Origin of the sequence: Rhodanobacter sp. FDAARGOS 1247 (assembly GCF_016889805.1) — a bacterium.
Classification (GTDB): Bacteria; Pseudomonadota; Gammaproteobacteria; order Xanthomonadales; family Rhodanobacteraceae; genus Rhodanobacter.
In genome coordinates this window covers 619,249-635,029 of sequence record NZ_CP069535.1, presented here as the reverse complement: position 1 = coordinate 635,029, position 15,781 = coordinate 619,249, and the positions used below count along the sequence as shown (strand labels likewise).

The 15,781-nt window shown below is 69.0% G+C and carries 14 protein-coding genes; 5 read left to right on the top strand and 9 right to left on the bottom strand.

What is annotated here, in order from left to right:
* Positions 1–66: 66 nt before the first annotated feature.
* Genes I6J77_RS02750 through pdsR form a run of 3 tightly spaced genes read right to left on the bottom strand, consistent with a single transcriptional unit; the run spans position 67 to position 3,401 of the window.
* Positions 67–2,091, bottom strand: coding sequence for an ATP-binding protein (locus I6J77_RS02750; RefSeq protein WP_204110482.1), 2,025 nt, complete (start codon positions 2,089–2,091; stop codon positions 67–69).
* Positions 2,092–2,133: 42 nt separating this feature from the next.
* Positions 2,134–2,715: a hypothetical protein gene (locus tag I6J77_RS02745; protein WP_204110481.1), complete on the bottom strand. Its 582-nt coding sequence runs from the start codon at positions 2,713–2,715 to the stop codon at positions 2,134–2,136.
* Positions 2,712–3,401, bottom strand: a complete 690-nt coding sequence (gene pdsR / locus I6J77_RS02740; protein ID WP_007807361.1) for a proteobacterial dedicated sortase system response regulator — start codon at positions 3,399–3,401, stop codon at positions 2,712–2,714. The genes I6J77_RS02745 and pdsR overlap by 4 nt, the downstream gene beginning before the upstream one ends.
* Before the next feature lie 650 nt (positions 3,402–4,051).
* On the opposite strand from pdsR, the gene I6J77_RS02735 reads away from it, so the two are divergent.
* Positions 4,052–6,013 carry a marine proteobacterial sortase target protein gene (locus I6J77_RS02735; RefSeq protein WP_204110480.1) on the top strand — a complete coding sequence of 654 codons (1,962 nt, stop codon included), beginning with the start codon at positions 4,052–4,054 and terminating at the stop codon, positions 6,011–6,013.
* Complete coding sequence (locus I6J77_RS02730) at positions 6,004–6,651, top strand: class GN sortase (protein WP_204110479.1); 648 nt, start codon at positions 6,004–6,006, stop codon at positions 6,649–6,651. Before I6J77_RS02735 ends, I6J77_RS02730 begins: the two co-directional genes overlap by 10 nt.
* A 144-nt stretch (positions 6,652–6,795) precedes the next feature.
* On the opposite strand, the gene rpe is transcribed toward I6J77_RS02730, so the two are convergent.
* From rpe to I6J77_RS02715, 3 genes are all read right to left on the bottom strand, one after another.
* Positions 6,796–7,476, bottom strand: a complete 681-nt coding sequence (gene rpe, locus I6J77_RS02725; RefSeq protein WP_007807364.1) for a ribulose-phosphate 3-epimerase — start codon at positions 7,474–7,476, stop codon at positions 6,796–6,798.
* Between the two features lie 199 nt (positions 7,477–7,675).
* Positions 7,676–8,488, bottom strand: a complete 813-nt coding sequence (djlA, locus tag I6J77_RS02720; protein WP_056715359.1) for a co-chaperone DjlA — start codon at positions 8,486–8,488, stop codon at positions 7,676–7,678.
* Positions 8,485–8,811 carry a c-type cytochrome gene (locus I6J77_RS02715; protein WP_007807366.1) on the bottom strand — a complete coding sequence of 109 codons (327 nt, stop codon included), beginning with the start codon at positions 8,809–8,811 and terminating at the stop codon, positions 8,485–8,487. Before I6J77_RS02715 ends, djlA begins: the two co-directional genes overlap by 4 nt.
* Before the next feature lie 124 nt (positions 8,812–8,935).
* On the opposite strand from I6J77_RS02715, the gene I6J77_RS02710 reads away from it, so the two are divergent.
* From I6J77_RS02710 to I6J77_RS02700, 3 genes are read left to right on the top strand one after another with little or no spacing between them, the layout of a single operon-like run.
* A complete protein-coding gene (locus tag I6J77_RS02710; protein WP_204110478.1) occupies positions 8,936–9,832 on the top strand; it encodes a phosphoribosylaminoimidazolesuccinocarboxamide synthase in 897 nt (298 codons plus the stop codon).
* Positions 9,833–9,852: 20 nt separating this feature from the next.
* Positions 9,853–10,323 (top strand): DUF962 domain-containing protein, encoded by a 471-nt coding sequence (locus I6J77_RS02705; RefSeq protein ID WP_204110477.1) that lies wholly within the window; start codon positions 9,853–9,855, stop codon positions 10,321–10,323.
* On the top strand, positions 10,320–10,724 hold the full coding sequence (locus I6J77_RS02700; protein WP_056715349.1) for a hypothetical protein: 405 nt from the start codon (positions 10,320–10,322) through the stop codon (positions 10,722–10,724). The genes I6J77_RS02705 and I6J77_RS02700 overlap by 4 nt, the downstream gene beginning before the upstream one ends.
* Positions 10,725–10,763: 39 nt before the next feature.
* On the opposite strand, the gene I6J77_RS02695 is transcribed toward I6J77_RS02700, so the two are convergent.
* The 3 genes from I6J77_RS02695 to I6J77_RS02685 form a co-directional block, all read right to left on the bottom strand.
* Positions 10,764–11,192: a hypothetical protein gene (locus tag I6J77_RS02695; RefSeq protein WP_056763701.1), complete on the bottom strand. Its 429-nt coding sequence runs from the start codon at positions 11,190–11,192 to the stop codon at positions 10,764–10,766.
* A gap of 119 nt (positions 11,193–11,311) precedes the next feature.
* Positions 11,312–14,380 (bottom strand): error-prone DNA polymerase, encoded by a 3,069-nt coding sequence (locus tag I6J77_RS02690; protein ID WP_204110476.1) that lies wholly within the window; start codon positions 14,378–14,380, stop codon positions 11,312–11,314.
* Positions 14,377–15,777 (bottom strand): DNA polymerase Y family protein, encoded by a 1,401-nt coding sequence (locus I6J77_RS02685; protein WP_204110475.1) that lies wholly within the window; start codon positions 15,775–15,777, stop codon positions 14,377–14,379. Before I6J77_RS02685 ends, I6J77_RS02690 begins: the two co-directional genes overlap by 4 nt.
* Positions 15,778–15,781: the final 4 nt, after the last annotated feature.

The window sequence follows — 15,781 nt, the reverse complement described above, 5'->3', positions numbered from 1 at the left end:
ATCCGTGGTTGGCAGGATCGCCGATTGTAGGGCAGAGCCGGCGACAGCGTGAACGAACGGCGCGGTTCACAACCGCGGCCGCGGCATTCCGTGCAGGCGCAGCGAGAACGCCACGCCGCTGCCGTCGTCGAGGTTGCGTGCGCTGGCCACGCCGCCGTGGCGTTCGGCGACCAGGCGCACCACGTACAGACCCAGGCCCAGATGCGGCGCGTCGCCGGGGGTGGCCTTGTCGCGCAGGCTGACCAGCGAGTCGAACAGCCGGCCCTGCATCGCGGCCGGCAGCGGCGGGCCCTGGTTGGCCAGCTCGATCTCGGCGCCGTCGGGCGTGGCGGCAAGGCTCAGGCGCAACCAGCCGTCGGGCGGGGTGAACGACAGCGCGTTGTCGAGCAGCTTGTCCAGCGCCTGGGCGATCAGCTCGGGCGCGCAGTGCAGGTTGATCGCGCCGGTCGGGAGTTCGCAGGCCAGGCGGCGCGTTCCGATCAGCGGCCGGTAGGCCTCGGCGCAACCGCGCACCACCTCGCGCAAGTCGACATCTTCCGGCTCCGCCGCGGTGATCGAACGCTCCATCCGGCTCGACTCGCTCATCGCGCGCACCAGCGCGCCCAGCCGCGCCACGCCGTCGCGGGCGCGCGCCAGGTAGGGCTGCGCGTCGGCGGGCAGGCGGTCCTGCGCCTGCAGGGCGTGTTCGAGGTTGTCCAGCGAGGACTTCACGATGGCCAGCGGCGTGTTCAGTTCGTGCGAGAGTTTCGAGGCCAGCGTGCGCAGGTAGTCGGTATAGCTGCCGACCACCTCGAACAGCCGCTCGAAGCTGCGGGCCAGGTCGCCGATCTCGTCCGGCGCGTCGGTCATCGGGAACTTGCCGCTGTCGAAAAGGCCGTCCAGACGTCCGTCGTTGAACTGGGCGCGCTCGGCCGCGTTGCGCAGCCGGCCCAGTCGCAGGCTCAGCCGCGTGGCGAACCACAGCAGGATGCCGCCGGCCACCAGCAGTACGCCGAAACTGGTCAGCAACAGCCCGAGCAGGGCGCGGTTGGCCAGCAGCGGCACGGTGCGGCTGGGCTGTTCCAGCAGCAGCACGCCATCGACCTTGCCGGCCCGCTCGATCGGTACCGCGGCGGCCAGCACCACGCTGCCGCGCTCCTCGCCGCTGCGCCACACTGTGGCAGGCTGTCCGCCCGCGGCGCGGCGCACTTCACCGCTGTCCAGCCGCGGCACGTCCTGCGCCCACAGGTTGGCATCCTCCAGCCGGTTGGCCAGCAGCGAGCGATAGACCAGCGCGGCGAACCAGCCCGGCTGGCCATCGCTGCCCGGCAAGGTGTTCAACCTTCCGCTGCGCCCCAGCAGCCAGCCCTGCGGCGCCAGCACGCGCGCCTGCACCTGGTCGGGCACCAGTTGGGCCAGTTCGCCGGACAACTTGTCCGAGTAGTCGAGCAGCGGGCGCGTGTCGGCTGCCATGCGGTCGCCGCCGGCCGTCGCGTCGTAGATGCCGACGCCGAGGCGGCGCAAGGCGAGGCTGCGTGGCAACCGCAGTTCGACGCGGTAGCCGCTGCCATCCTCCTGCCATTGCGCGGGGATCATTTCGGGCAGGCCGTCGACCGGCGGATCGAGCGGACGCGCCGCCAGCGCACCGGGCGCCGCGCTGGCCACCAGGTAGCGGCGCTGGCCGTTCGCATTGCCCAGCGCCAGGATCAGGTGGTCGGCCGCCAGCGCGTTCGCATCATCGGCATCGGCGCGCGTGCGACGGGTGTCGCGCACGTCGGCATACAGGTACAGCCAGTCCTCGTCGCCCGCCAGCAGCAGTTTGCCGTGCGACCCCAGCGACTGGCTCCACGGCGTCAGCGGCGCCCAGTCGTCGCCGTAGCCGTCGACGGTAATCGGTTGCGCGCTCGATTCCACGTACCAGTTGCTGGCGCTCACCGGCGGCAGCGCGCCGGTCACCACCAGGCTGCGCGCCACCGCATTGGCCGAAGCCAGCAGGGCCTGCGCCTGGCCCTCGCGCAGCAGCGTTTCCATCTGCCGCACGTACAGCCAGCCTGCGATCGGCAGGGCCAGCGTGCACAGCGCGACCAGCAGCAGTTTGCGGCGCAGGCTCATCGGAGCGGTCGATCAGGGCGAGGAAGATCAGGGCGAGGAAGATCAGGGCGCATGCGTGGCCGGCGCCGCGGTGTCCTTCATCCAGCGGCTGGCCACCACCACGCGCATGAAGTCATCGAGCAGCGCCTGGCGCGCGGGATCGGCATCGTCGAAGGCCATCGACCAGCTCAGCCGCACGCCGCTGGCGGCGCCGGGGTCGCAGAACACCAGCACGTCGTCGACGTGGTCGCTGCCTTCGTACACCGAAGCCTCGCACGGCATCGCCGGATGGCGCACGACGAAGGTGGAGGTCTTGCCGGCCGGGTCGTGCTGCAGGTAGCGCTTGCGATCGGCCTGCACTTCATCGGCCAGCGTGCCCAGCTCGCGCGGCCACACGTTGAGCACCATCACCCGCTGCGGCTTGCCGCTCCATTCGCCCTGGTACAGCACCGCATTGACGCCGATGGCGCGGGCGTAGGTGCAGCAGTCGCGCGTCCAGCCGGCCGGTGTGGCCACGCTGATCGCCCATGCGGGAGCGCTGCCGTCGCGGGCGCCGCGGGCCAGCACGTCATCCATCGGCGTGGCGGCTTGCGCCAGCGTGGCCCATCCGCACAACGCCACGACCAGCCATGCGCCACGCGTCACGGCTTCCACCGGTAGCCCACGCCGTGCACGGTCTCGATCGCGTCGAACTCCGGCGCCACCGCGATGAACTTCTTGCGGATGCGCTTGATGTGCGAGGTGATGGTGGCATCGTCCACGACGAGTTCCGCCTCGCGCATCAGCTGGTCGCGGTTCTTCACGTGGCCGGGGAAGCGGATCAACGTGTGCACCATCCAGAACTCGGTGACGGTGAGCGGGATCTCCTCGTCGTTCCAGGTGATCCGCATGCGCTCGGATTCCAGCTTCAGCGGGCCGTGCTCGATCACCGTCTCGCTGGAAGCCGGCGCCTTCAGCGATTCGATGCGGCGGAACAGCGCGGCGATGCGCGCGGCCAGCTGGTGCAGGCTGGTGTCCTTGCTGAGGTAGTCGTCGGCGCCCAGGCGCAGGCCGGAGATCACGTCGAAATCCGAATCGCGCGCGGTGAGGAAGATCAGCGGCAGCGTCGAGGATTTCGCGCGCAGCTCGCGGCACAGGTCGAAACCGCCTTCCGGCTCGTCGCCCAGGCCGATGTCGATGATCACCAGCTCGGGCAGCTTCATCGCGAATGCGCTGGACGCCTCCTGGCGCGAGCCGTAGCCCCGCGCGTCGTAGCCGAAGCGGTTCAGCGCCTCGACGTAGTTGGCGCGGATCAACGGTTCGTCTTCGACGATGGCAATGCTGCGGCCCATGATGCGTTCCCTTCGAATGGTGGGCGCAGCGTGCTATGCGAAGCACCCGGACGCAAGCCATCGGCGACGAATGCCCGCGTTTTGCCACAAGCGAACGGCAAACCGGCCGCTCGCCGCCGCCGCACGCGCCGCCACCGGCGTTTTGATGGAGTCGTCCCCCCGACGAGAAAACTCATGAAACTCGATACCGACCCGCGCGACGCGAATGCCGAACTGCACGGCTTCGAACCGCTGCGCATCACCCTGGCGCTGGGCGCCCTGCTGCTGGGCCTGCTGCTCGGCGTCTGATGCTCCACCCCTGATTCGGGAGACTGTCATGACCCTCCACCGATTCCCCCTGTTCCGCCTGCTTCCGCCCGCCGTGGAAGGCACTGGCACGTTCGCTGCGCAGGGAAGCGCAGCGGGCGTTGGCCAGGACGAGCCCGACGCGGACTGGCAGCCGCTTTAGTTCCGACCTCCCCCGTTCCGTCCTCCATGGTGGTTCCTTGTCCCCTCCTCGCGAGGGGATTTTTTTGTCCGTAGCGCCTGCCATCGTTCTGCCCCGATTGCGCCGCAAGCCGCCGCATTCCCGACGCGGCCCGCGCCGCGCCGGATGCGGCAATGCAGCCGTAGCACCCGCCAACAACCCCGCCAACGACCAAGGGACGGCCATGCGCGCATCATCCAGACTCTTCTTTCACCTGCTGCTGTTCGCCGGGCTGCTGTTCGCCGGGCCCTCGTTCGGGCTCGCCGCGCACGCCACCGAACCGGGCAGCGGCGAGCTGCGCTGGCGCGATGCCAGCGGCCAGTTGCAGGCGCTTGCCAGTCTCGACACCGATGTCGAGTACAAGGTCAGCGGGCTGGTTGCCGAAGTCCAGCTGCGCCAGCAGTTCCGCAACAGCGGCAAGGACTGGCTGGAGGCGCAGTACCTGCTGCCGCTGCCCGACGGTGCGGCGGTGTATTCGATGTCGCTGGAGATCGGCGAACGCCGCGTCGTGGCCGACATCCAGCGCAAGGAAGCGGCGAAGAAGGTGTTCGAACAGGCCCGCAACAGCGGCAAGCGCGCGGCCCTGGTCGAGGCCGACGAGGGCAACCTGTTCCGCACCGCGGTGACCAACGTGGCGCCGGGCGAAACGGTGACGATCGTGCTGCGCTACTGGCAGCGCGTCGACTACAGCGCGGGCAGGTTCTCGCTGCGCTTTCCGCTGACCTTCACCCCGCGCTACCACATGCGCGACGGCGCCCGGCCCGGCGACGCCGGCATCGACACGCCGCAGGTGTTTGCCGACGACAACGCGCAGGCGCCGCTGCGCACGCACATCGCGGTGCAGCTGGATGCCGGCGTGCCACTGGCCAGCGTGGACAGCTCCAGTCACGCGATCATCAGCACGCGGCACGACCAGCGCTGGGACATCCGCCTGCGCGACGCCAGCGTGCTGCCGGACCGCGACTTCATGCTGAGCTGGCAGCCGCAGCCGCAAACCCAGCCCAACGTGGCCAGCTTCCGCCAGGACATCGACGGCGCCCATTACACGATGCTGATGCTGATGCCGCCGCAGCAACAGGCGCAGCGCCTGCCGCGCGAGCTGATCCTGATCATCGACACCTCCGGCTCGATGGGCGGCGAATCGATCCGCCAGGCGCGCGCGGCGCTGGACCTGGCGCTGAGCCAGCTGCAGCCGGGCGACCGCTTCAACGTGGCCGAATTCAATTCGACACTGAACCCGTGGTCCAGCGAAGCGGTGGCCGCCACGCCCGAGGCGTTGCAGAAAGCCCGCGCCTGGGTCGACCAGTTGCAGGCCAACGGCGGCACCGAGATGGCGCCGGCGCTGCGCTTCGCGCTGGCCGGCCACGCGCCGCCCGGCTACGTGCGCCAGGTGCTGTTCGCCACCGACGGCGCGGTCGACGATCCGAACGGCCTGATGCAGTTGATCGACGAGCAGCTGGGTGATTCGCGACTGTTCCCGATCGGCATCGGCAATGCGCCGAACGCGGGCTTCCTGCAGGCCGCCGCGCGTCATGGCCGCGGCAGCGAAACCCTGGTCACCGACACCGGCAACGTGGGCAAGGCGATGGTCAGCCTGCTGGCCCGGCTGGACCACCCTGCCCTGCGCGACCTCAAGGTGGACTGGCCGGCCGGCAGCGACGTCTATCCGCGGCAGTTGCCCGACCTGTACCTGGGCGAGCCGCTGCTGGTCACCGCCAGGCTGGCCGCGCCGGTCGACCGCGTGCAGGTGCACGGCCAGCTGGCCGAGCAGGCGTGGACGGTGCCCGCGGATCTGTCCGCCGCCAGGCCGGCCGCGGGACTGGATCGGCTGTGGGCGCAGTCGCGCATCGCCGACCTGTCCGACCAGCTGGCCCGCGGCGGCGATGCGCCGGAGCTGGTCGAGGCGATCACCCGCACCGCGCTGGACGCCCATCTGGTCAGCGCCTATACCAGCCTGGTGGCGGTGGACCAGACCCCGGCGCGCAGCGCCGATGCCGCACTGAAGCACCAGCAGATTCCCAACGTGATGCCCGTCGGCACCCACTTCGCGCAAACCGCCACGGCGGCCGAGCTGGAACTCTGGCTGGCCCTGCTGGCGCTGCTGCTGGCGGCGCTGGCGTGGTGGCGGCAACGGGCATGCCGATGATCCGGCAGCGGGCATGGCGCGCGCTGATGTTCGGCGCGCTGATGCTGGCCGCGGGACTGGGCCTGGACGGCGTCTGGATTCACGCCAAGGCCGCGCTGGCACAGCTGCTGCTGGAGCGGGCTTGGACGCGCTCCGATCACGGACGGATCTCCCAGCGGCCGTGGCCGTGGGCCGACATCGCCCCGCTGGCGCGGCTGCGCGTACCGCGCCTGCATCAGGACCTGATCGTGCTGGATGGCGACAGCGGCCAGGCGCTGGCGTTCGGCCCGGGCTGGAGTACCGGCGGCGCGCGCCCGGGCGCCGCGGGACTCGGCGTGATCAGCGCGCATCGCGACACCCAGTTCCGCTTCCTGCCCTCGCTGCGCCCGGGCGACCGGCTGGCCCTGGACGGCCCGCGCGGCAGCAGCGACTACGTGGTGACGGACAGCCGCGTCATCGACAGTCGGCAGGCGCGCGTTCCGCCCCGCGACAGCATGGACGGGCTGTGGCTGGTCACCTGCTATCCGTTCGATGCGGTGGTTCCGGGCGGCCCGCTGCGCTACGTGGTGCAGGCGCGCCGGCTGAAACTGAATGACGGCGCGGCGGTTTCGCCCCGCATCGCGGGAACCAAAGCCGACCAGCCCGGTCAGAACTTGTGATTGGTGCGGTTCCTTGCCGTGGAACGTGCCGGCACGGCGTGAGTCCCTCCCCATAGTGGCCGTGCCGGCACACCAATCATGGTGTTTCCTCTCACGTCTCCGACGACGTTTATCCCGGCGCAGCCGTTCACTGCGTCGGGATTTTTATGTGCGCGATCCGGCAATCGCCCGGTGCATGGCCTCGATCTCGGCGCGATAGTCCGCGGCGTGGAAGATCGCCGAGCCGGCCACGAAGGTGTCGGCGCCGGCGGCGGCGATCGCACCGATGTTCTGCGCGGTGACACCGCCATCCACTTCGAGCCGGATGTCGCGGCCGCTGGCCTCGATCCGCTCGCGCACCTGGCGCAGCTTGTCCAGCGTGCCGGGGATGAATTTCTGGCCGCCGAAACCCGGGTTCACCGACATGATCAGGATCATGTCGAGCTTGTCCATCACGTAGTCGAGATGATCCAGCGGCGTGGCCGGATTGAACACCAGGCCGGCCTGGCAACCGGATTCCCTGATCAGGCCGAGCGTGCGGTCGATGTGTTCGCTGGCCTCCGGATGGAAGCTGATCAGGCTGGCGCCGGCCTTGGCGAAGTCCGGCACGATGCGGTCCACCGGCTTGACCATCAGATGCACGTCGATCGGCGCGGTGATGCCGAACTTGCGCAGCGACTGCAGCACCATCGGCCCGATCGTGAGATTCGGCACGTAATGGTTGTCCATCACGTCGAAGTGCACCCAGTCGGCACCGGCTGCCAGCGCCGCGGCGGTGTCCTCGCCGAGCCGCGCGAAATCGGCGGCGAGGATGGAGGGGGCGATGATGGGGGATTGCTTGGGCATGGTAGTTGCCGGAATGAGGGTAAGTACGGAGTGCAAAGTCTGCCACGACATGGCCGTCTGGCTCCTCCACCTGCGCAGCAGGGAGAGGTTGGCGACCGAAAGAAGTCCTTCAGGTGAGGGGGCGCGCTTTTGACTTGAAGATCAAGAGCGACCCCACCCCGGCCCTCCCCTGCAGGCAGGGGAGGGAGAACATCTCACTTTATTTGAACCCGCGCTGCTCTTTGATCCGGTCGTACGCCGCATTGATCTCGCTGGCGCGCGATTCGGCGCGCTTGCGCATGTCTTCGGGCAGGTCGCCGAGGCGGTCGGGGTGGTGTTCGGAGATCAGCTTGCGGTAGGCGCGCTTGATCGCGCGTTCGTCGGCGTTGCGGTCGATGCCCAGCACCGCGTACGGGTCCGGCCCCTGCGGGGTGCGCTGCGGCGGCACGTAGCCACCGCCGCTGCCGTAATGCTGGTTGCCGCCGCGCGGACCGCCGGGGCCGGCATTCCACGCGTAGCCCTTCATCGCCATCAGCGCCATCAGCTCCATGTCGCTGATGCGCAGGGCGAAGGCAAGCTGGCGCAGGATCGACATCTTCTCCGGCGGCGGATTGCCTTCGGCCAGCACCGTCTCGATCACCACGTCGAGCACGGGGAAGGCATGGTCGCGACGCAGGCCGACCCAGTTGCGCAACTCGGCGATGGTGCGAGTGACGTCGAACTCCGGCTGTTTGCCCACGTTGAAACTGACCACCGCCTGCTTGCGCAGCTCGGCATCCAGGTTCATTCGCGTCATCAGCCGTTCGGCGATCGCGATCTCCTGCTCCGACACGCGGCCGTCGGACTTCGCCACCGCGCCCAGCAGGGTGAACAGCGGGCCCACGAAACCGCCGGCTTCCGGCGTGGCGTTCTTGCGCTGGCTGTAGCGCATGTTGTCGAAGATGAAACCGAGCACCGCGCCGGTGACCGCACCGGGCAGGTGGCCGATGATCAGTCCGAAGAACGCGAACCACAGCGTATAAGTGAAGCTCATGGCTGCCCTTGCGGTTGGGCTTGCGGTTGGGGAAGCTGCGCGCTGTACCAGCGCGCCAGCGCGTCGAGCTCGGCGTCGCTGACCGGGCCGATCGCGGCGCGCATCACCGGGATGTTGCGGCGGCCGTCGCGGTACTGCTTCAGCGCGTCGCGCAGATAGTCCAGCCGCTGCCCGGCCAGGTTCGGCACGCCGGGCATGCTGGCGTGGCCGTCGGCACCGTGGCAAGCGGCACACAGACCGAGCCGGGCCGGGGCTGCCGGCGTGCCGGCGTGGAGCGTGGGGGCGGCGAGCAGGACCAGCACCGCGATCAATGGAATGCGCATCGGCAACACATGGGGCCAAAGGACGCCAATTCTAGCAGTGCCCCCGAAACCCCACAGCGCGTTACCGGCGACGGTGCCGCAACGGCTAGAATGGGCGCTTCCCCGCCATGTGGAACCCGCTGCCGTGCCCACCATCCTGCCGCAATCGAACCTTCCCGGACTCGAACTGATCCACCGCGGCAAGGTGCGGGATGTCTATGCGCTGGACGACGACCGCCTGCTGATGGTGGCCACCGATCGCCTGTCGGCATTCGACGTGGTGCTGCCCAACCCGATCCCGGGCAAGGGCGAAATGCTCACCCAGATGTCCAATTTCTGGTTCGGCAAGACCGCCCACCTGGTGCCGAACCACCTGCTCGACGTGCCGCTGGCCGACGTGCTGCCGCCGGGCACCGATCTCGCGCTGTACGAAAAGCGCGCGGTGGTGACGCGGCGGCTGAAGCCGGTGCCGGTGGAATGCATCGCCCGTGGCTACCTGATCGGTTCGGGCTGGAAGGATTACCGGGCCACCGGCGCGCTGTGCGGCATCGCCCTGCCCGCCGGCCTGCAGCAGGCGCAGCAACTGCCCGAACCGATCTTCACGCCGTCGACCAAGGCCGCGGTGGGCGACCACGACGAGAACGTCAGCTTCGACGCGGTGATCGATGCGGTCGGCGGCGAACTGGCCGGCCAGGTGCGCGACGCCACCCTGGCGATCTATCGCTGGGCAGCCGCCTATGCGGCCGAACGTGGCATCATCATCGCCGACACCAAGTTCGAGTTCGGCACCGATGCCAGCGGCAAGCTGTACGTGATGGACGAGATGCTGACGCCGGATTCCTCGCGCTTCTGGCCTGCCGACGAATACCGCGTGGGCATCAGTCCGCCCAGCTACGACAAGCAGTTCGTGCGCGACTGGCTGGAGACGCAGGACTGGAACAAGACCGCGCCCGGCCCGGTGATTCCGGACGACGTGATCGCCCGCACCGCCGCCAAATATGCCGAGGCCCTGCAGCGACTGGCAGGCATCCGGCTCGACTGAAACGTTCAACGGGGAACGCCATGCGCACCATGCAGGACTGGCTCGACAGCTACAGCAGCGACCACCAGAACCCGACCAACCAGGTGTTCCACTGGTTCTGCGTGCCGCCGATCCTGTGGTCGGTGATCGCGCTGCTGTGGGCGATCCCGGTGCCGATCAGCCAGTTGCGTCCCGGCTCGTGGGCGGTGCTGGTGATGGTGCTGGCGTTCTACTGGTACTGGCGGCGCTCGCATCGGCTGGCGCTCGGCCTGCTGGTCGTGTTCGCCCTGTTCGGCCTGCTCACCAATTTCCTGTACTACCGGCTCGGCGCCGCGCAGCTGTGCTACCTCGCGATCGGCGTGTTCGTGGTGGCCTGGATCGGCCAGTTCATCGGGCACAAATATGAAGGCCGCAAGCCCAGTTTCCTCACCGATCTGTCCTATCTGCTGGTCGGCCCGGCCTGGCTGATGGCCAAGCTGTTTCGCAAACTGGGGTTCAAGCAGATCACATGACGCTTCTTACGGTGATCAGCACCCTGCTGTGGTGGGTGCTCTACAGCAGCATGGCTGCGCTGGTGTTCGCCCTGATCGGCTGGTCGGTGATGCGCTGGACCGAACGCTGCGCGGTGGTGTTCAACCGCATCTACCTGGCCTGCCTGCTGTGGACGATGACCGGCCTGCTGCTGGTCGTCGGCGTGGCCGCTTATGAAGGCCACCTGCACCCGCCCTACGGCGCGCTGCTGAGTTCCGGCCTGCTGCGCTGGATGCTGGTGCTGGACATGCTGATCGGCACCGTCCTGCTGTGGCGGCTGGTGCCGCGCATCGACGCCCGCCGCATCCGCCCTGGCAGCGCCTGCATGGCGGTGGCCGCGATCATGGCGATCAGCTTCGGCGTGGCCACCAGCCTGGCCTGAAACACGGCGAAGGGGCGGGTGTCCCGCCCCTTCGATGCATCATCCGTGCGCCAGCATGCTGCCGAAGAACACCGCCATCAGGGCAGCGAAGATCATCGCCAGCACCAGGAAGATCACCAGGTAGATCACCTGCACCAGACAGGCCTTGCCGAAGCCGATCTGGCTGCCGTTCTGCGACAGCAGCAGATAGTTCACCACGAAGGCGCCGACCAGGAATTGCACGATCAGCGACAGCAGTCCGCCGCCGCCACCGGAGCTGACCATGCCGATGATCACCATCGCCACGGCGCCCGCGATCCAGCTCAGCACCACCGCGCCCAGCGCACGCAGGTAGGACGGCATGACGCCGACCACCAGCCGGAAGGCGACGCTCAGCACCAGTGCCGCCACCAGGATGCCCACCACGATCATCACCAGCATGGCGAACAGGCCCATGCCGGCCAATGCAGCCAACGAAGAAGTACCCATAAATCCCCCGGATTGGAAAGAGAACCGCGCGACGGCATCCCCATGCCGGTCGCGACGGTGGCGTCAGCCTACCCGATTCCGCGGCGCGCGACAGCGCACGGGTTGCGCATGCGGAACATTCAATGGAAATCGCGCGAGCGACTGTCCAGCTCGCCCAGCCACGCGCTCATGTCGGTGAGCCGCCGGGCGATCAGGTGGGCCACGCCGTCGACGCACTCCCATTGCCCTTCCACGCCGAGCAGGCGCGCCTCCAGATACGCACGCCGCTGCCGTTCGGCGACCTGGCTCCAGACCACCACGTTGATGGCGCCGTGTTCGTCTTCGATGGTGATGAAGGTGACGCCGCTGGCGGTCTGCGGGCGCTGGCGCTGGGTGACCAGGCCGGCGGCGCGCACCAGGCTCTGATGCCGCTGGCCACGCAGGCTGCGCGAGTCGGCGAAACGCGCCGCGCGCAGGCGCGAACGGATCAGTTGCAGCGGATGCGGGCCGAGGCTGAGGCCGGTACGCGCATAGTCCGACTGCAGGTTTTCCGCGACCGACGGCACCGGCAGCACGATGGCCTCTTCCGCCGGGCTGGCGCGTCCGAACAACGGCAGCTGCGGCTCGACGCCGGCCACCGCCCACTTCGCCCGATGGCGATGACCCGCCAGGCCGCGCAAGGCGCCCGCCTCGGCCAGCAGTTCCTGCTGGCGGCGGTCGATGCCGGTGCGGGCGCACAGATCCGTCACGTCGACGAAGGCACGCGCGGCGCGCGCCGCCGACATCCGCCCAGCCACGTCTTCGCGAAAACCGCGCACTTGGCGCAGGCCCAGCCGCAGCGCCGGCTGATCGCATGCGTCGTCCTCCAGCGTGCAGTCCCAGTCGCTGTGGCGCACGTCGACCGGGCGCACCGCGATGCCGTGGCGCTGCGCGTCCTGCACGATCTGGCTGGGCCCGTAGAAGCCCATCGGCTGCGCGTTGAGCAGGGCGCAGGCGAACGCGGCCGGCTCGTGGCATTTCAGCCAGCAGCTGGCGTAGACGATGCCGGCGAAACTGGCCGCATGGCTCTCTGGAAAACCGTAGCTGCCGAAGCCCTTGATCTGCTCGAACAGCCGTGCGGCGAACTCGGCCGTATAGCCGCGTTCGAGCATGCCGCGGATGATCCGTTCGCGGTGGTGCTCCATGCCGCCATGGCGCTTCCACGCCGCCATCGCGCGGCGCAGCTGGTCGGCTTCGCCGGCCGTGTAACCGGCCGCCACGATCGCCAGCTTCATCACCTGCTCCTGGAACAGCGGCACACCCAGCGTGCGTTCGAATACGTCCTTCAGATCCTCCGACGGATAGTCCACCGGCTCCTCGCCGCGGCGGCGGCGCAGGTACGGATGCACCATGTCGCCCTGGATCGGGCCGGGCCGCACGATCGCCACCTGGATCACCAGGTCGTAGAAATTTTCCGGGCGATGCCGCGGCAGCATCGCCATCTGCGCGCGGCTCTCGATCTGGAACACGCCGATGGTGTCGGCGCGCTGGATCATCTCGTACGTTCGCGGATCTTCGGCCGGCAGCGTCGCCAGGCTGTAATCCTGGCCGCGATGCGCGCGCAGCAGATCCAGGCAGCGACGCACGCAGCTCAGCATGCCCAGCGCCAGGCAATCCACCTTGAGCAGGCGCATCGTGTCCAGGTCGTCCTTGTCCCACTGGATGATGGTGCGATCGGCCATCGCCGCGTTCTCCACCGGCACCAGCTCGGCCAGCGGCGCGTCGCTGATCACGAAGCCGCCCACGTGCTGCGACAGGTGCCGCGGCATGTCGCGCAACTCGGCGGTGAGTTTCAGCACCCGGCGCAGCACCGCGCCCTGCGGCTCGAAACCGTGTTCGCGCAGGCGCTCGTCCAACGATTGCTCACCGCGCCAGCCGAAGATGCCGCTCAGCTGATCCACCTGGTCCGGCGGCAGGCCTAGCGCCTTGGCCACGTCGCGCACCGCGCTCCTGCCGCGATAGCAGATCACCGTGGCCGCCAGCGCGGCACGCTCGCGACCGTACTTGGCGTAGATGTACTGGATCACCTCCTCGCGCCGCTCGTGCTCGAAATCCACGTCGATGTCGGGCGGCTCGTTGCGCTCCCTGCTGATGAAACGCTCCACCAGCAGGTTCACCCGCGCCGGGTCGACCTCGGTGACGCCGAGCGCGAAACACACGGCGGAGTTCGCCGCCGAACCGCGGCCCTGGCAGAGAATCCCCTTGTTGCGGGCAAAGTGCACGATGTCCTGCACGGTGAGGAAATACGACTCGTACTTCAGATACTCGATCAGCCCAAGTTCGTGCTCGATCTGCGCGCGAACCTTCTCCGGCACGCCATCCGGCCAGCGCCAGTGCATGCCTTTTTCAGTGAGGTACCGCAGCCAGCTGGTCGCGCTGTGGCCTTCGGGCACCAGCTCGGCGGGATAGCGGTATTTCAGTTCGTCGAGGCTGAACGTGCAGCGCGCGGCGATGGCGGTGCTTTCGAGCATCAGCGCGGCCGGGTAGATCGCCGCCAGCGCCTCGCGCCGGCGCAGGTGGCGCTCGCCGTTGCGGAAGATCAGCGCGCCGGCTTCGGCCAGCGGCACGCGATGGCGGATCGCGGTCAGCGTGTTCTGCAGCGCAAGCCGGCGACGCACGTGCATGTGCACGTCGCCGGCGGCAACCAGCGGCAGGCCAAGGCCGTGCCCGAGTTGCTGCAGGTCGTGCAGGCGCCCGGCGTCGTCGGGTCCGTGATGCAGCTCCACCGCCAGCCACGCCCGCCCAGCGAAGGTGTTGCGCATCCAGCGACCATACGTGGGATCGGGCTCACGTCCGGGCAGCCACAGCGCGAAGGTACCCGGCACGCCATCGGCCAGATCGGCGCAACCCAGGCGATACGTGCCCTTGGCCGAGGCGCGGCGACCGCGGGTGATCAACCCGCACAGCGCGGTATAGCCGGCCTTGTTCTCGCACAGCAGCACCAGCCTGGGGCCATCATCGAGCTGGAATTCGGCGCCCACGATCAGTTTCATGCCGGTGGCCCGCGAAGCCTCCAGCGCGCGCACGATGCCGGCCAGCGAACACTCGTCGGTGATCGCCAGCGCCTCGTAGCCGCAGGCCTTCGCGCGCTCGAACAGTTCGCGCGCACTGGACGCGCCGCGGCCGAACGAGAAGTTCGACAGGCAATGCAGTTCGGCATACGCGTTCATGCGAACCAGCCGTGCAGCATCCAGCCGTCGCGCTCGCCCGGCGCACAGAACGCCCAGCCGCGCTGGCCTTGCGCGGTTTCCACCACGTAGTAGTCGCGGCACACCTCGCCGCCATCCCACCAGCCGGTTTCCAGCCGCTCGGGGCCGGCCAGGATCTGCGGCGCGGCACCACGCAGGGGAATCGGCCGTTCGAACAGCCAGGTTGGTCGTGGCGAGGGTTCCCGCCAGCCGTCGTCGTGAGTCGTCACCTTCTGCGCCAGCTCGGGCCGCGGATCGGTGGTGCTGCCCAGTTGATGCACAGCGCAATCGCCCAGCCGGGCACGCAGGCGTTCGCGCAACTGTTCGATCGGCAACGCATTGGCGGGACGCTCGTCGAACAGGTCGCGGCCGGCCGGCACGAACGCAGGCAGATCGCGCGCGAGCAGGCGCATGGCGATGACCGGTTGCGGCAGTTGCACCTGCTCCAGCCGCGCGCGCGCCAGTTCGAACAGCATGCCGGCCTCGCGCTCGGGCGCGAGCAGGCCCACCTTCACCTCGGTGTGTCCCTCGCGATGTTCCAGCTGCAACGTGAAACGCTGCACGCCGCCGTCGCGACCGGCCAGATAGGCGGACAGATCGGACGTCATGCGACGCAGCGGAAAGACCAGCGCGCCAATGGCTTCGACTTCGTGCGTCAGCTCGATGCGCAGATCGAAGCGGTCGGGTGGCCGATACGCTTCCAGGCCGGCCGGGACCGCGCCGGTCAGGCGATCCAGCGCGAGCAGCAACCCCGCACCGAAACGCCGGCGCAAGCCGTCGCGCGGCAGCGCCAGCAGCTGGCCCAGGCTGCGGATGCCCATGCCCGGCAAGGCCTCGGCCGTCGCCGCGGGCAGGTAGCTCTGCGAGAGCGGGATGCGCTGCAACGCGCGGCGCAGATGCTCGTCTGTGAGCACCGCCTGGCCATCGGCGACACCGGCCAGCACATGCGCCGCATGCGGCGTGGGTGCGGCGCTGATCCGGTGGTGGAAACCCAGCGCATCGAGATCGGCGCGCAGCAGGCTTTCCAGCCGCGGCCACGAACCGAACAGATTCAGGCTACGGCTAACCTCCAGCACGATCGCCTGCGGCAGCAGGCTCACCTCGGCGCTGTAGCGATAGGCCACCGCGGCCAGGAACCGGTGCCACTGATCGACCCGCTCAGGCTGGTACGGCAAGGCCTCGAATTGCGCCAGCAGCGCCTGCGCCGCGCTCAGTCGCTGGCCCACGCGCAGGCCGGCCTCGCGCGCGGCCGCGTTCGCCGCCACGATGCTGCGCGCATGTCCGGTGCCGGCCACCAGCACCAGCGGGCCCGCGTCCGCACGACGACGGAGGACACCGTCCAGTGCCAGCTGCGGCAACGCTATGCAGGCCCACAACATCGGC

Excerpts from the sequence above, each read along its gene's own strand:
- I6J77_RS02705 (WP_204110477.1), top strand. The coding sequence starts at position 9,853 with ATGCGCACCATGCAGGACTGGCTCGACAGCTACAGCAGCGACCACCAG.
- I6J77_RS02685 (WP_204110475.1), bottom strand. The coding sequence starts at position 15,777 with ATGTTGTGGGCCTGCATAGCGTTGCCGCAGCTGGCACTGGACGGTGTC.
- rpe (WP_007807364.1), bottom strand. The coding sequence starts at position 7,476 with ATGCCCAAGCAATCCCCCATCATCGCCCCCTCCATCCTCGCCGCCGAT.
- I6J77_RS02690 (WP_204110476.1), bottom strand. The coding sequence starts at position 14,380 with ATGAACGCGTATGCCGAACTGCATTGCCTGTCGAACTTCTCGTTCGGC.
- pdsR (WP_007807361.1), bottom strand. The coding sequence starts at position 3,401 with ATGGGCCGCAGCATTGCCATCGTCGAAGACGAACCGTTGATCCGCGCC.
- I6J77_RS02695 (WP_056763701.1), bottom strand. The coding sequence starts at position 11,192 with ATGGGTACTTCTTCGTTGGCTGCATTGGCCGGCATGGGCCTGTTCGCC.
- I6J77_RS02735 (WP_204110480.1), top strand. The coding sequence starts at position 4,052 with ATGCGCGCATCATCCAGACTCTTCTTTCACCTGCTGCTGTTCGCCGGG.
- I6J77_RS02750 (WP_204110482.1), bottom strand. The coding sequence starts at position 2,091 with ATGAGCCTGCGCCGCAAACTGCTGCTGGTCGCGCTGTGCACGCTGGCC.
- djlA (WP_056715359.1), bottom strand. The coding sequence starts at position 8,488 with ATGAGCTTCACTTATACGCTGTGGTTCGCGTTCTTCGGACTGATCATC.
- I6J77_RS02730 (WP_204110479.1), top strand. The coding sequence starts at position 6,004 with ATGCCGATGATCCGGCAGCGGGCATGGCGCGCGCTGATGTTCGGCGCG.
- I6J77_RS02700 (WP_056715349.1), top strand. The coding sequence starts at position 10,320 with ATGACGCTTCTTACGGTGATCAGCACCCTGCTGTGGTGGGTGCTCTAC.
- I6J77_RS02715 (WP_007807366.1), bottom strand. The coding sequence starts at position 8,811 with ATGCGCATTCCATTGATCGCGGTGCTGGTCCTGCTCGCCGCCCCCACG.